At 49.6% G+C, this 13896-nt stretch carries 13 protein-coding genes; 11 read left to right on the top strand and 2 right to left on the bottom strand.

Features of this window, described 5'->3' with window-relative positions; genetic code table 11:
* Nucleotide 1 precedes the first annotated feature (1 nt).
* From nqrE to ABGI61_RS03170, 8 genes are all read left to right on the top strand, one after another.
* Complete coding sequence (gene nqrE, locus ABGI61_RS03205; protein ID WP_347596794.1) at nucleotides 2-610, top strand: NADH:ubiquinone reductase (Na(+)-transporting) subunit E; 609 nt, start codon at nucleotides 2-4, stop codon at nucleotides 608-610.
* Between the two features lie 18 nt (nucleotides 611-628).
* Nucleotides 629-1861 carry an NADH:ubiquinone reductase (Na(+)-transporting) subunit F gene (gene nqrF / locus ABGI61_RS03200; RefSeq protein ID WP_347596791.1) on the top strand — a complete coding sequence of 411 codons (1233 nt, stop codon included), beginning with the start codon at nucleotides 629-631 and terminating at the stop codon, nucleotides 1859-1861.
* Between the two features lie 58 nt (nucleotides 1862-1919).
* Complete coding sequence (locus ABGI61_RS03195) at nucleotides 1920-2945, top strand: FAD:protein FMN transferase (RefSeq protein WP_347596789.1); 1026 nt, start codon at nucleotides 1920-1922, stop codon at nucleotides 2943-2945.
* Nucleotides 2946-2955: 10 nt separating this feature from the next.
* Nucleotides 2956-3168 carry a (Na+)-NQR maturation NqrM gene (gene nqrM, locus ABGI61_RS03190; RefSeq protein ID WP_347596786.1) on the top strand — a complete coding sequence of 71 codons (213 nt, stop codon included), beginning with the start codon at nucleotides 2956-2958 and terminating at the stop codon, nucleotides 3166-3168.
* 69 nt (nucleotides 3169-3237) lie between these two features.
* Nucleotides 3238-4527, top strand: coding sequence for an NCS2 family permease (locus ABGI61_RS03185; protein ID WP_347596783.1), 1290 nt, complete (start codon nucleotides 3238-3240; stop codon nucleotides 4525-4527).
* 5 nt (nucleotides 4528-4532) lie between these two features.
* Nucleotides 4533-5390 (top strand): MBL fold metallo-hydrolase, encoded by an 858-nt coding sequence (locus ABGI61_RS03180; RefSeq protein ID WP_347596780.1) that lies wholly within the window; start codon nucleotides 4533-4535, stop codon nucleotides 5388-5390.
* Nucleotides 5391-5472: 82 nt separating this feature from the next.
* Nucleotides 5473-8112 (top strand): hybrid sensor histidine kinase/response regulator, encoded by a 2640-nt coding sequence (locus tag ABGI61_RS03175; protein ID WP_347596777.1) that lies wholly within the window; start codon nucleotides 5473-5475, stop codon nucleotides 8110-8112.
* A 22-nt stretch (nucleotides 8113-8134) separates the two neighbouring features.
* Nucleotides 8135-8977: an HDOD domain-containing protein gene (locus tag ABGI61_RS03170; RefSeq protein WP_347596774.1), complete on the top strand. Its 843-nt coding sequence runs from the start codon at nucleotides 8135-8137 to the stop codon at nucleotides 8975-8977.
* A 7-nt stretch (nucleotides 8978-8984) separates the two neighbouring features.
* Here the strand turns inward: ABGI61_RS03170 and ABGI61_RS03165 are convergent, their stop codons facing one another.
* Together ABGI61_RS03165 and ABGI61_RS03160 are read right to left on the bottom strand one after the other, a co-directional pair.
* The gene (locus ABGI61_RS03165; RefSeq protein ID WP_347596771.1) at nucleotides 8985-9887 is read right to left on the bottom strand and encodes a recombination-associated protein RdgC; all 903 of its coding nucleotides are present in this window, start codon (nucleotides 9885-9887) and stop codon (nucleotides 8985-8987) included.
* A 44-nt stretch (nucleotides 9888-9931) separates the two neighbouring features.
* The gene (locus tag ABGI61_RS03160) at nucleotides 9932-11680 is read right to left on the bottom strand and encodes a sensor histidine kinase (RefSeq protein WP_347596768.1); all 1749 of its coding nucleotides are present in this window, start codon (nucleotides 11678-11680) and stop codon (nucleotides 9932-9934) included.
* Between the two features lie 188 nt (nucleotides 11681-11868).
* On the opposite strand from ABGI61_RS03160, the gene ABGI61_RS03155 reads away from it, so the two are divergent.
* From ABGI61_RS03155 to ABGI61_RS03145, 3 genes are read left to right on the top strand one after another with little or no spacing between them, the layout of a single operon-like run.
* On the top strand, nucleotides 11869-12234 hold the full coding sequence (locus tag ABGI61_RS03155; RefSeq protein WP_347596765.1) for a response regulator: 366 nt from the start codon (nucleotides 11869-11871) through the stop codon (nucleotides 12232-12234).
* Nucleotides 12231-12845, top strand: coding sequence for a chemotaxis protein (locus tag ABGI61_RS03150; protein WP_347596762.1), 615 nt, complete (start codon nucleotides 12231-12233; stop codon nucleotides 12843-12845). Before ABGI61_RS03155 ends, ABGI61_RS03150 begins: the two co-directional genes overlap by 4 nt.
* Nucleotides 12845-13810, top strand: a complete 966-nt coding sequence (locus ABGI61_RS03145; protein WP_347596759.1) for a sensor domain-containing diguanylate cyclase — start codon at nucleotides 12845-12847, stop codon at nucleotides 13808-13810. The genes ABGI61_RS03150 and ABGI61_RS03145 overlap by 1 nt, the downstream gene beginning before the upstream one ends.
* Nucleotides 13811-13896: the final 86 nt, after the last annotated feature.

The raw sequence follows: 13896 nt of genomic DNA, 5'->3' as shown, positions 1-13896 counted from the left end.
GATGGAACATTATTTAAGCTTGTTTGTTCGCGCCGTATTTATTGAAAACCTGGCGCTGTCGTTTTTCCTCGGTATGTGTACTTTCCTGGCCGTGTCCAAGAAAGTAACTACAGCCTTCGGTTTAGGCGTTGCCGTTATCGTGGTATTAGGTATTTCGGTACCGGTGAACAATCTGGTTTACCAAAACTTACTGGCACCGGGTGCACTGGCTTGGGCTGGTTTTCCTGAAGCCGATTTAAGTTTCCTTGGTTTCTTAACCTATATCGGTGTTATTGCAGCCTTGGTACAAATCCTGGAAATGACGCTGGATAAGTTTTTCCCGGCACTGTACAACGCTTTAGGTATCTTCCTGCCGTTAATTACGGTGAACTGCGCCATCTTCGGTGCCGTAGCCTTTATGGTTGAGCGGGATTACAACTTTGGCGAGAGCGTGGTGTTTGGCCTGGGCAGTGGTATTGGCTGGGCACTGGCAATTACCTTGCTGGCAGCTGTACGTGAGAAGTTAAAATATGCAGACATTCCACACGGTTTACGTGGTCTGGGTATTACCTTCTTAATAGTGGGTTTGATGGGCTTTGGCTTTATGTCATTCTCTGGTGTATCACTGTAAGGGGGAAGGGAACACAAGATGGAAAATCTAGATATTATTCTTGGCGTTGCTATGTTCACTCTGGTGGTGCTGGCCCTGGTTATCATTATTTTGGTGGCCAAATCTAAGCTGGTAGCATCAGGCGACATTACGATCAGCATCAATGGCGATCCTAGCAAAGCCATCAAAACCAAAGCCGGCGGCAAACTGTTGGGCGCCTTAGCTGACAACGGTATCTTCTTATCGTCAGCCTGTGGTGGTGGTGGTTCTTGCGGCCAGTGTCGTGTGCATGTGCACTCAGGTGGCGGTGAAATTCTGCCGACTGAATTGGGCCACATTACCAAAGGCGAAGCCCGCGAAGGTTGCCGCCTATCCTGTCAGGTAAACGTAAAATCTGACATGGAAATTGAAGTTGAAGAAGAAATCTTCGGCATCAAAAAGTGGGACTGTACTGTTATCTCTAATGATAACAAAGCGACCTTTATTAAAGAGCTGAAGCTGCAAATTCCTGACGGCGAGTCAGTACCGTTCCGTGCTGGTGGCTACATTCAGATTGAAGCACCGGCGCACCATGTGAAGTACAAGGACTTTGATATCCCTGCGCAATTCCGTGGTGACTGGGAGCGCTTTAACTTCTTTAGCCTTGAGTCTAAAGTAGACGAGGAGACCATCCGCGCTTACTCAATGGCCAACTATCCGGAAGAAGAAGGCATTATTATGCTGAACGTGCGTATTGCTACGCCGCCGCCAAATAACCTGAGCCTGCCTTGCGGTAAAATGTCCTCCTTTATCTGGAGCCTGAAAGAAGGCGATAAAGTAACCATTTCAGGCCCGTTTGGTGAGTTCTTCGCTAAAGATACTGATGCAGAGATGGTATTTATCGGTGGTGGTGCTGGTATGGCGCCCATGCGCTCACACATTTTCGACCAGCTGCGCCGGTTAAAATCAAAGCGTAAAATCACCTTCTGGTACGGTGCCCGCTCTAAACGCGAAATGTTCTATGTTGAAGATTTCGACATGCTGGCAGCAGAGAATGAAAACTTTGAGTGGCATGTAGCACTGTCGGACCCTCAGCCAGAGGACAACTGGACAGGTTACACTGGTTTTATTCATAACGTGATTTATGAAAACTACCTGAAGAACCACAAAGCACCGGAAGACTGCGAGTTCTATATGTGCGGTCCACCGATGATGAACAAAGCGGTTATCAATATGCTCAAAGACTTAGGCGTAGAAGATGACAACATCCTGTTAGACGACTTCGGCGGCTAACATAGTAAAACACCGCAGGGGCTCCTAACAGGCGCCCCTGCTGCTATCAGGAACCGCTATGCACGTTGTTTCTTTCCTGAAAATCTGGCTGGCCAATATTGCGCTGGCCGTTTTAGTTTCCTGTACCCCGGCGAAACCGGCTAACCAGCAATATCAGTTGGACGGTAACACCATGGGCACTTACTACGTAGTGAAGTTTTATAGCGACACTGCACCGGATTTAACCGCGCTTAGGCAGCGCATCGATACCGAGCTGGAGCTGGTTAACAATTTAATGTCGACCTACCGGCCAGAGTCTGAATTGATGCGCTTTAACCGTCACACGGACAACAGTGCCTTCGCTATTTCAGCGCAAACCCGTACTGTGATTGCCGAAGCGCTGCGAATTGCCGAGCAAACCGGCGGGGTGCTGGATGTTACGGTCGGCCCTTTGGTTGAACTGTGGGGTTTTGGTGCACGTGGCCGTATTGAGCATGCACCTGATGACGCTGTAATTGCACAAACCCGTACCTGGGTCGGCTATGACAAGTTACACCTGACCGAGGCCGGTTTAAGCAAAGACATTGCCCAATTGGCAGTCGATTTATCACCGATCGCTAAAGGTTATGGTGTCGATCAGGTCGCTGAAGTACTGGAGCAGCAGGGCATTACTGATTATCTGGTGGAAATTGGCGGTGAAATGCGCTTAAAAGGCGTAAAAGCTGAAAAGCAACCATGGAAGATCGCCATAGAGAAACCGGTAAGCGCCGAGCGAGCCGTGCAGCGTATACTGCTGCCGGGCGATATGGGCGTGGCAACATCGGGTGATTATCGCAACTATTTTGAAGAAGATGGCGTGCGCTACTCGCATTTGCTCGACCCGCGTACCGGTAAGCCGATTACAAATCGCACCGTATCTGTCACAGTATTACATCCGTCCTGTATGACAGCAGATGGTTACGCCACTGCATTAAATGTTATGGCTGCGCAGGAAGCACTGGCTTTTGCTGAGCAGCATCAACTGGCGGTGTTAATCGTGACAAAAACTGATGAAGGTTTTAACGAGTTAACCTCTTCAGCCATGCTGCCTTATCTGGCCGAATAACGGAGTTGTTATGAGTATTTTCTTACTAACCTTTGGTTTGTTTTTGCTGGTCGTGGTTGCTATGGCAATTGGCTATCTGGTGCAGCGTAAAACCATTGCAGGTAGTTGCGGCGGCTTGGGCGAGATGGGCATAGAGAAAGCCTGTGACTGTGATAAGCCGTGCGAAAAACGGCAAAAGCGTCTTGAGAAAGAAAAATTTTGGCAACAGAACAAAATTATCTAAGCTCACCGGGTTACTTTCTTTATCCAAAGCTGGCGTCTTGCCAGCTTTTCACTTTTCAGGAGACAGGCGTTGCTGGATAAATGGTTTTTACTGAGTGCACGCGGCAGTTCGGTCAAACGCGAGATGATGGCCGGGCTGACGACCTTTATGGCGATGTCTTATGTACTGTTTGTTAACCCTGCTATGCTGGCACAAACGGGTATGGATCAGGGTGCCGTCTTTGTTGCTACTTGCTTAGCGGCGGCGCTCGGCTGTTTGTTAATGGGTTTGTTGGCTAACCTGCCAGTAGCACTGGCACCGGGCATGGGGCTAAACGCGTTTTTTACTTATGTTATCGTGCTGGAGCAAGGGCATAGCTGGCAAACGGCGCTGGCCTGTGTGTTTTTTTCTGGCTGTCTGTTTTTATTGCTGAGCATTTTTAAAATACGCGAGTGGATTATTAACAGCATCCCATTGCCGCTGAAAATGGGTATTGCCGCCGGTATTGGTATGTTTCTGGCACTGATAGCGCTTAAAACCGCCAATATTATTGTCGCCAGCCCGGCCACACTGGTGACTTTGGGCGACTTACATAACCCGCAAGTGGTGCTGGCACTTTTTGGCTTTTTCGTTATTTTTGCACTGGTCCACCGTGGCTGGCATGCCGCAGTGCTAATCAGTATCGGGCTGGTGACCCTAGGTGCCTGGTATCTGGGTGACACCCGCTTTAGCGGCATTATTGCCACACCGCCATCCCTGGCACCCACGTTTATGCAGCTAGATTTTGCCGCTGCGCTGCAACTTAGCATGTTGCCGGTGATCTTAAGTTTGCTGTTTCTTGACCTGTTCGATACTTCGGGCACTCTGGTGGCGGTAAGTCATAAAGCTGGCTTAATGCAACAAGATGGCAAAGTGCCTGATTTAAACAAAGCCCTGATTGCCGATAGCAGCGCCACTATCACTGGCGCCATGTTAGGCACATCAACCACCACCAGCTATGTTGAGAGTACCAGTGGTGTTGCAGCGGGCGGCCGTACTGGCTTAATGGCGGTGGTTACCGGTTTGTTATTTCTGGCAGCATTATGGTTTTCGCCGCTGGCCGCTATGGTGCCAACTTATGCCACCGCCGGCGCGCTATTGTATGTGGCGACGCTGATGCTGGGTAGTTTACAGCATGTCGAGTGGGACGAAGTGATCCAGGCGGTACCGGTCAGCGTTGTGTTGGTGATGATGCCACTGACCTTTTCCATCTCTGATGGTATAGGCATGGGGTTTATCAGTTACGCTGTGCTATGTTTAGTCACCGGTAACCTACACCGCACCACGCTCAGCGTTTGGTTGCTGACCCTGGTGTTTCTGGCCAAATTTATTTGGGGATAAGCTGAATGAAATTACAACTGTTTACTACGCTGGCGTTGCTATTGGCTGTGGCACCGCTGCACGCTGATCGCTTTAAAGACGTGCAGGTGCAAGACACCAAACTGACGGAAAACCTGTATATGCTGACCGGTGCTGGCGGCAATATGGCTACCGTTATTGCCGGTGAAAAGGTGCTGTTGGTCGATAGCCAGTATGCTGAACTGGCCGATAAAATTAAAGCCAAGCTTACTGAGCTGGGGGCAGGCTCTGGCGTTACTACCCTGGTCAACACACACCTGCACGGTGACCATGTTGGCGGTAATAGCCAGCTGGCAGCTGGCGTCGATATTATTGCTCATCACAATGTGTTAAGCCGCCTGGCGCAGGATAGCAAGTTTCCACGTAATGGCCTGCCAACCATTACCTTTAAAGAGCAGCTTAAGCTGAATCTGGGCGGTCAAACCATCCGGCTGGATTACCTGCCACCCAGCCATACTGATGGCGACATAGTGGTATGGTTTGAGGAAGCCAACGTAGTGCATTTCGGCGACTTGTTATTTGAAGGTCGTTTTCCGTTTATCGATACCAACAATGGTGGATCGGTAAAGGGGTATATCGAGAACACCCGTCAGCTGATTGGTATGCTTAATGAACAAACCCGTGTTATCCCAGGCCACGGCCAGCTTACCGATAAAGCCGGTGTGCAGCGCTCGCTGGACATGATGCAGGCCACCCTGGCCATAGTGCAGGGTTATAAAGCCGCAGGCATGACTGAGCAGCAGGCGGTAGAAAAAGGTTTGGGTGAGCAATGGAAAAGCTGGCACTGGAATTTTATAACCGAAGAGCGCTGGATTAAGACACTTTATCAGGCTGATGTAAACTAGCACTTGTCGGCATGTACTGTGCTGGTTATGCTGTATGGCATGATAAGGGCAGGGCGCAAGCCCGCTGCTGCGCAGGACACGGATGAGGCTACGCGAAACGCTTGTTGCTTATATGCTGCCATTACTGGTATTGCCGGTAATGGCTTTTGGTTATATTGCTTACCAGTTCAGTAAGCAATATTGGCAACAGCAGGCCTATTATGGCGCAGAGAAAGCTCTCAGCCAGCAGCAATTGCAGCTGACCAGCTTTTTGCAGTTACAACAGGCCCGCTTAGCCATGCTGGCGCAGAACCCGCTGTTAGCAGAGTATGTCCAGCAAGCTGAAGACAGTCAGCTTAGCGTCTTGCAACAACAATTCCGCCAGTTTGCCAGTGCTGATAGAAACGTGGTGTCGGTCAAATTATTGAACCTAAACGGTGATTATCAGTTGCAGGTACCACACCGGACAGACTACTCCAGCATTCCAAACCGGTTTCGTAATGAATATTTTTCTCAGCTGCAAGCTCAGGTAGAGGAGGCCAGCTACTTTCTGGCGCAAGACACCGACAGCAAAAGTCAGCAATTGTTTTTTGCCCACAAACTCTATGCCGGTAGTGTTAATGAATCACGCCGTTTATGGGGTTACCTAGTGGTGGTGGTTAGCCCCAAACCACTCGCTGACGTTGTCAGCTACCGGCATACGCCCAACAGCGTGACGTTATTAATCAGCAAGGCGGCCGCTATTACTTATGCCGACAACCCAGCGTTAATTGGCAGTGCCTTTGCACCGACCAATTTTCGTGCTATCCAGCAAAGTATTGATGCTGACAGCTTCAGTGACGTGATTTTGCTCGGGCAGAGCCGTTTACTGTTGGGCAAAAGTTTGCCCGGCGCCTATCAGCTGTTATACGGCATAGACGAGCAGGAGCTGTTGCAACAACAGCGCACTTTATCTTTGGTGATCTTGCTGCTGACGTTATTAATGTGCGCTACGTTACCGCTGTTAGTCTATTGGCTGTTGATCCGCAATATTTTTGCGCCGATAAAACAGCTTACGGCGGCCAAGACAGCGGTCGGGCGCGGCGACTTATCGACCTTGCTGGAAGTAACAAAGCAGGACGAACTGGGGGACATGTTTGCTGCTTTTAATGTGATGGTGCGCCAGCTCAGAGTGTATCGCGAGCGCGAACGCGCCTATAAACAGCAACTGGAAGATAAAGTACTGCGACGCACGCAAGATCTGGCCCGCGCCAACGACGACTTAGCCGCCGCTAATCAGGAGCTTATTCTGGCGCGCGAAGCGGCCGAGCAAGCCAACCGACTAAAAAGTGTGTTTTTAGCCAATATGAGTCACGAGATCCGCACGCCGCTGACGGCCATTATTGGTTTCTCCGAGCAGGCGTTAAATGAGCCGGATCACCAAAAGCTGCACAACTATCTGCAACGGGTGTTAAAAAGCGGCGACCATTTGCTCGGATTGATTAACGATATTCTCGATTTGTCGAAAATTGAGGCAGAAAAACTGGAGCTGGAGCGTGAAGCGTTCGATGTGCTTAACGTCATTGAAGATGTATTCCTGTTAACCCGCAGTCAGGCTGAGGCCAAAGGCATACAGTGTTTACTGCAGCTGAATTTTCCCCTGCCACGCCAGCTGTATAATGATGCGCTGCGTTTTCGCCAGGTGTTGTTAAACCTGACCAGTAACTCGGTGAAGTTTACCCAAAAAGGTAAAATAGTGATCAGTGTCAGCTTTGATGTCCTGACACAACAGCTCAGCATCAAAGTAAAAGACAGCGGTATTGGCATGACACCTGATGAACTAAGCCGTATCTTCCAGCCCTTTGTCCAGGCAGATGCCACAGTAACCCGTCATTTTGGTGGTACGGGTCTTGGGCTTTGTATCTCGAAAAAGCTGATGCAACAAATGGATGGCGATATTCAGGTAGAGAGTGTTAAAGGTATCGGCAGCTGTTTTGAACTGCAGTTCGACTGTTCGCGCCAGCACCCGGAATTAGTCGATGACTTAGCTAACATCCCCGCGTTGCCTGCGACACCTGCCGTTGCTACAGAGCAAGCGCCGCTACACATATTGGTTGCAGAAGACAACCCGGATAACCAGTTGCTGCTACAACTGATGCTGGAAAAGGCTAACGCCAGCTGTGTGATGGTAGAAAACGGCCATAAGGCGGTTGAGCGTGCGCTGGCAGAGGATTTTGACCTCATTTTTATGGACATGCAAATGCCGTTAATGGGCGGTGAAGAGGCAACCAGACTGATCCGCCATGCCGGTATCGAAACACCGGTTATTGCTGTTACGGCTAACGTGATGTCTGAAGATTCAGAGCGTTATCGTCAGGCGGGCTGTCAGGGCTTACTGGCAAAACCTGTGATGCACGCCCAGTTAGTGGCTATACTGAGCAAATACGGCAAATCAACAACAACTGATGTGGATAAGCTTACGCAACAATTGGCGCAGGATCCGCAAATGCTGGCACTAAAGCAACAATTTACAGCGCAATTGCCGGCGTTGCTACAAGAGCTGCAGCAGGCTTTTGCCAATACAGACTGGCATAGCCTTGCTTATGCTGCCCACAGTTTAAAAGGCAGTGCTGGCAGCATGGGGTATCCGTTATTAACAGAGCTGGCCGGCCAGCTCGAAGTCAGTGCCCGGCAGCAACTCAGTGAGGCCTGTGCCACTTTACTGCGGCAGATGCAGCAGAGTGTTGCTAAGGGTGACGAATAACTAACGCCGGCCAGGGAGTTTTATGTCAGCACAGCAACGTTTGTTACAGCTTTTACAGTATAAAATTCAGCATGATGAGTTGCTGCTACCCACCTTGCCTGATGTCGCATTAAAAGTGCGTGAGCGCTCTTCTGAGCCCGATATCAGCCTTGCCGAGATGGCTGATGTGATAGCGCAGGATCCGGCGTTAGCTGCGCGCATGATCAAAGTGGCCAACAGTGCCTTTATGGGCCGCTCAATCAAAGTGACGTCACTTAGCCAGGCGGTTACCCGCATTGGCCTTAGTCAAATCCGTAATATTGCTATTGCTATGGCGCTTGAGCAGGTGTTTGTTTCTAAACATAAACAAGTACAACAGCATCTGGACCAACTGTGGCAATTGAGTGTTCAAACGGCTTGTGTGGCCACCGCCTGTCTTAGTGTTTATCAAACGGTGGAGCCGCGCAGTGGTCTGAGTAAAGATGTGCTTAATTTGATGGCACTGGTACATAATATCGGCGCTTTGCCAATTATCAGTGAAGCAGAGCGTGAAACGGAGTTGCTGGGCGACCCGCGTTTTTTACTGCATTTAGCCAACAGCCTGGCCAAAGACGTTAGCCTTCGTATTATGTATGCCTGGGGCTTTGCACAGGAGTTTTATCAGGTAAGCCAAAGCTGGCAAAAATTGCAGCCGGATAACCCTGGGCCAGGTTATGCCGATTTTATTCGGCTGGCCGTGATTGCCCGTGACGGCTATGCCGATAAAGCACTGCAGCAGCGTTTACTGGACTACTATGTGTCTATTAACCTGGTGCCGCAGTCGCAGTTTATGCAACATCCTGATATCCGGCAGGTTTATCAGGATGTGCAAAACGTGTTTCGTTAAAACCGCATTATTCTGCGGTGCTGTTTAGTTGCTGCTGTATGGCGTTTAGTGCCTGGTTTACTGTGCTGGCCATCAGCAGTAAGTCGGCATCCAGCCTGGCTAGCAAATCATCCCAACCCAGCTCGTCGTTTTGCCCGGTCAGCAGTTCATGAAACTTCAGCCGCTTCAATGCGCCCTCGTCGGTGACAGCCAGTGACAACCGGTCAGGCTGTTCCAGGCCAATACTGGTTACCAGTTTATGTTGCAGATGGCTTTGTACTTCGTCGGCACTGAGTAAATGGTTACTAAATTTGACCTTGGCGCCTTCTTCATCCGGTGCTTTTAACTCAGCATCTGCACCCAGGCTAAAACCTTGCGGCAGTGCCTGATTTTGCAGCCATAACTGTAAGTGGGTGGTCAGTTTAGTGTTGTCAAGCCAGGGCAGGGCAGGTAAAGAGCCTAGCGCCTTGCGCAATAGTGCCAGCACATCTTCTGCTTTGCTGGCACTGCCGCTATTAATGACCAGCCATTGATGTTCCGGATCATAGTAACCCTGGGTCAAGGTTGAACGACTAAAGGCGCGCGGCAATAAGCTCAGTTGTAATTCTTCTTTCAGGCTTTGTTTTTCTTTACGGCTTAGTGGCCGGCCTTTTTCCTGCTCCATCGCTTCCAGTTTTGGCTGCATCTCTTCATTGATGACAGCCGCGGGCAGGATTTTTTCCTGGCGTTTAACGGCAAAAAACAGCAGATGCTGACAGGCATGACAATACTGCTTCGCACTGGCATGCAACGGGAAACTAAAGCCGGTTTTTACTGCTTCCTGAGCGCTTAACGGGCTGAATTTAAACTCAGCCAGCGCTTGTTCCCATACCGAAAGGTCGGTGCTCAGTGGCGCGCTGAGCTTATACACACGAACATTTTTAAACCACATAATCTACTCTACTTCAAACATCCTGTTGCGGAGTATAGCGTGGATCAGGCCGTAGGTTTGAGCTTTTTTGGAAAGCAAATATGGTAGTGGAGACCTTTGCCCGGCTCACTGCTAACACTAATGCTACCGCCCAGTGTTTGCCTTACCAGGTTGTAGGTAATGTGAGTGCCAAGGCCGCTGCCGCCCTGGTCGCGTTTGGTGGTAAAAAACGGATGAAACAGCTTTTCCAGTTGCTCCTGCGCCAGGCCTTTACCGTTGTCGCTGTATTTGATGTCGACGTTTTCATCTTCATCCAGCACTGTAATGCGGATAAGCCCGTTGTCCATATCTTCAAAACCGTGGATCAGTGAGTTCATTAACAGGTTAGTGAAGATCTGCGAGATGGCGCCAGCCGGGCAGCTTAGCATAATGTTGTCCGGGCAATTCACCTCTACCTGGTGATGTGTCTTTTTAAAGTTGGGTTGTAACGAGCGTATCACCTCGTGCAGGTATTCTGACAAATTGATGGTTCGCACGGCTTCACTGGTTTGATCGACTGCGATTTGCTTAAAGCTGGCAATAAGCTCCGATGCCCGTACCAGGTTAGATTGCAATAGCTCAGTACCCTGTGTCGCTTCTTCAATAAAATGTTCCAGTGTTTTGGGTGTCAGTGTTTTGTCTTTGTAGGCTTGTTCCAGCGTTTGCAGCTTTTCCGCCAGGAAACTGGTTGCCGTAACGCCTATGCCCACCGGTGTATTCACTTCGTGGGTGATACCGGCCACCAAACCACCCAACGCAGCCATTTTCTCTGATTGCACCAAGCGGTCTTGTGCCTGTTTTAAATCATCAACAATTTTTTCCAGTTCGCTTTGTTTGGTGCGAAGGGCATCTTCGGTATGGCGACGGCGTTCAATTTCTTCGCGCAGGCTTTGTTGTTTTACTTCCAGCTCTTGTTTTTGCTGTTGTAAGTCCATCATTGCCTGGCTGAGGCCGGACGTTTTACGCGCCACTTCCTGCTCTAGCATCAGGTTTTGCTGGTCTAGCTTTTCATTTGACAGCATCAGTTGTTTTTGCGTGGTTTCCAGTTGGGTTTTGTAATCCTGCACCCGGCCAATCAGCCGGTTAAAGGCATCCGCCATCACGCTTAGCTCTGAGCTGTCGCCATGCTGTATTTCCACTTTAGCGCCTTCAAGTTGATCCAGCTCTAAATCTTCAATCTGCTGTGTCAGCTCAGTTAAAGGTACGGTAAGCTGTTTACGAAACGCCAGCAAAAACAGGATGATCAAAAAGGTGGTTTTGAGCATGGCATTACCCACCAGGAAGTAAATGCCCACTTTTATCCGGTCAATCACCACAGCGCGACTGGAAAATAAGGTAACATCACCCACCTGGGTGGCCCGGCCGGAAAACTCAAAAATGAGCGGGAAGGTATAACCAAAAATACCGGATTGCTGCTCCGTTAAACGCACGCCTTCACGAACCAGTTGTGTGCTAAAGCGTTCCTGAATATTGATATACAAACCTAGCTGGGTAATCACAGCGCCACTGTCATCGCGTACAATAATGCCTTCAATCGCCGGTATCGCCAGCAGACCATCGGCAATTATCATTGCTTGCTGGGTATTAAGCTCCCAAATAGCCCGCGTCAGGCTGCCAGAAAAAGTTTGCTGCAGTGTTTCCAGCTCACCATTAATGTGGTTTTTGGTATTAAAGTATTCTGCAACAATTTGGCCCAAAGTAACGATAAAGGTCAGAATAAAATACACTGACAAAACCTTGGTTAACAGCTTACGGGACAAGCTTTTCTGCTGCATGAAATAACCTTGTGTGGCAACAATATTATGAGTGTTATTGCACTACCATAACCAATAACCGGCAGTTTGCAAATAGCTCTGGGGGTTCTGAGCTATTTATAGCGCAGATATTGCTTTATAGTGACGGTCTGTATATATTTTTTAGCCAACTTTGGCCCCAACGACAACAACAACACAGGCTATAGTACATGGCGTTAACGGTTTTAATATGTGACGACTCTTTGTTGGCACGTAACCAATTAAAGAAGGCGTTGCCGGCAGATTTTGATGCCAGTATCGTCACTGCAACAAATGGTTTAGAGGCACTGGCCGTGCTGCAATCGCAGGAGATTGGCCTGGTGTTTTTAGATCTGACCATGCCCGAGCTTGATGGTGTCGGCGTGCTTGAAGCCATCAAAGCGCAACAACTGGATTGCCTCGTGATCGTGGTCTCTGCTGATATCCAACCGGAAATGCAAAAGCGGGTAATGGATTTAGGGGCACTGGCCTTTATTCAAAAACCGGCCAATGCCGACAAACTGGCTGCGGTGCTGCACAAGTATGGTTTGATATGACAACACTGCATTTCACGGAAGAACAGCGCGATTGCCTGCAGGAGCTGGTGAATGTTGCTATGGGTCAGGCTAGTGACAAACTGGCGCGTTATCTGGAGACCATGGTGCACCTGCAAGTGCCAGCGATAAAACTGGTTGATACCCAGCACTTGCCTGAACATTTTGCTAACCGTTATCAGCAGCAAAGTGTCAGCCTGATAAGCCTGGGCTTTTTTGGTGACCAGGGCCTGCGTGGCGAAACCATTATGCTTTACCAGTTAGCCAATGTCGGTGTGCTGACTAAACTGCTGGGTTACAGCGACGATGACAGCTCAGAAGCTGAAATGCTGACTGACATCAGTTCGGTGCTCACTACCACTTTCTTAAATGGCCTGGCTGAGCAGCTGGACAACAGCTTCTCTTATGCTGCACCCCGCATTTTGTCCAGCCGTGATGAGCATTTCGCTGATAAGCTGGCCGCGACGGCTCAGCAATGGCAACTGGCGCTGCAGGTCGATATCCGCTATCAACTGACGGACTACAGTTTTCACTGTGACATGATTTTACTGATCCCCGGCGAAGCTGTGCTGCGCTTGCGCCAGATGCTGGATCAGATCCTGGCGGATTTTTAATGCCGTTAGAGGGATTATTGCAGCCGTTACTGTCGCAGCTAAATTCCGGGGTAGTGCTACTGGACGCTGAGCTAAAGCTGGTGTTTATCAATCAGTTTATTGCCCGGCGAGCTGACCTTCAGCCAGACGATGTTAAAGGTAAAAGCCTGTTCGAGGTGTTTAGCGACTTGCCGCAAGCCTGGCTGCAACGCAAACTGCAAGGCGTATTAAGTTTGCAGGTCCCCGCGTTTAGCAGCTGGGAGCAGCGACAGTACATTTTTAAATTACCGCATTTGCGCCCGCTTAGTAGCGACAGTGCTTACATGGCGCAAAATTGCAGTATGTTACCGCTCACTGCGCCTGACACGGGTGAGCGCTACATCTGTATTTTGGTGGAAGATGCCACCGATGCTTACGTCTACCAGCAGCAGTTACAGCAAAGTGTCGCGCGATTACAACTGGCAAACCGTACCGACGGCCTGACCGGGGTGTTTAACCGCAGTTACTGGCAACAGCAACTGGGCTATGAGATCCAGCGGGCTGAGCGGTACCAGCATCCGTTGTCGTTGCTGTTATTTGATTTAGACAAATTTAAGCAATTAAACGATCACTATGGCCATTTGGGCGGTGATGCAGTGTTAATCGAAGTATCGCGCTTAGTAGCGGCTTTGTTGCGTGATACTGATCTCCTTGGACGTTACGGTGGGGAAGAGTTTGGTATTATTCTGCCCGAAACCGATTTAACCGGCGCCATGCAAGTCGCTCAACGGCTTTGCAGTGCAGTAGCCGCGCACAGCATTAGCTTTGAGCAGCAGCAGCTTACTGCCACAATCAGTGTCGGTGTTGCCAGCTTCAGCAGCGGTGTTATCAGCGATCAGCTGATCCAGCAAGCGGATGAAGCGTTATACAGTGCAAAACGGCAAGGCCGCAATCAGGCTGTTGCCTGGCATGATGGCCATAGTGCTTACCTTAAAAAGGTAAAGTGACCGCACAGAAAATTTAGCCATTGACAGACGTCTATAAGTCTGTGCATAGTGTTGGCGATGAAAATAACAACGACAGTCCTCACCAC

Source organism: Rheinheimera fenheensis, assembly GCF_039871805.1.
Lineage (GTDB): Bacteria > Pseudomonadota > Gammaproteobacteria > Enterobacterales > Alteromonadaceae > Alishewanella > Alishewanella fenheensis.
Note: the sequence above shows the minus strand (reverse complement) of the source record. Positions and strands in the feature narration are given on the sequence as shown.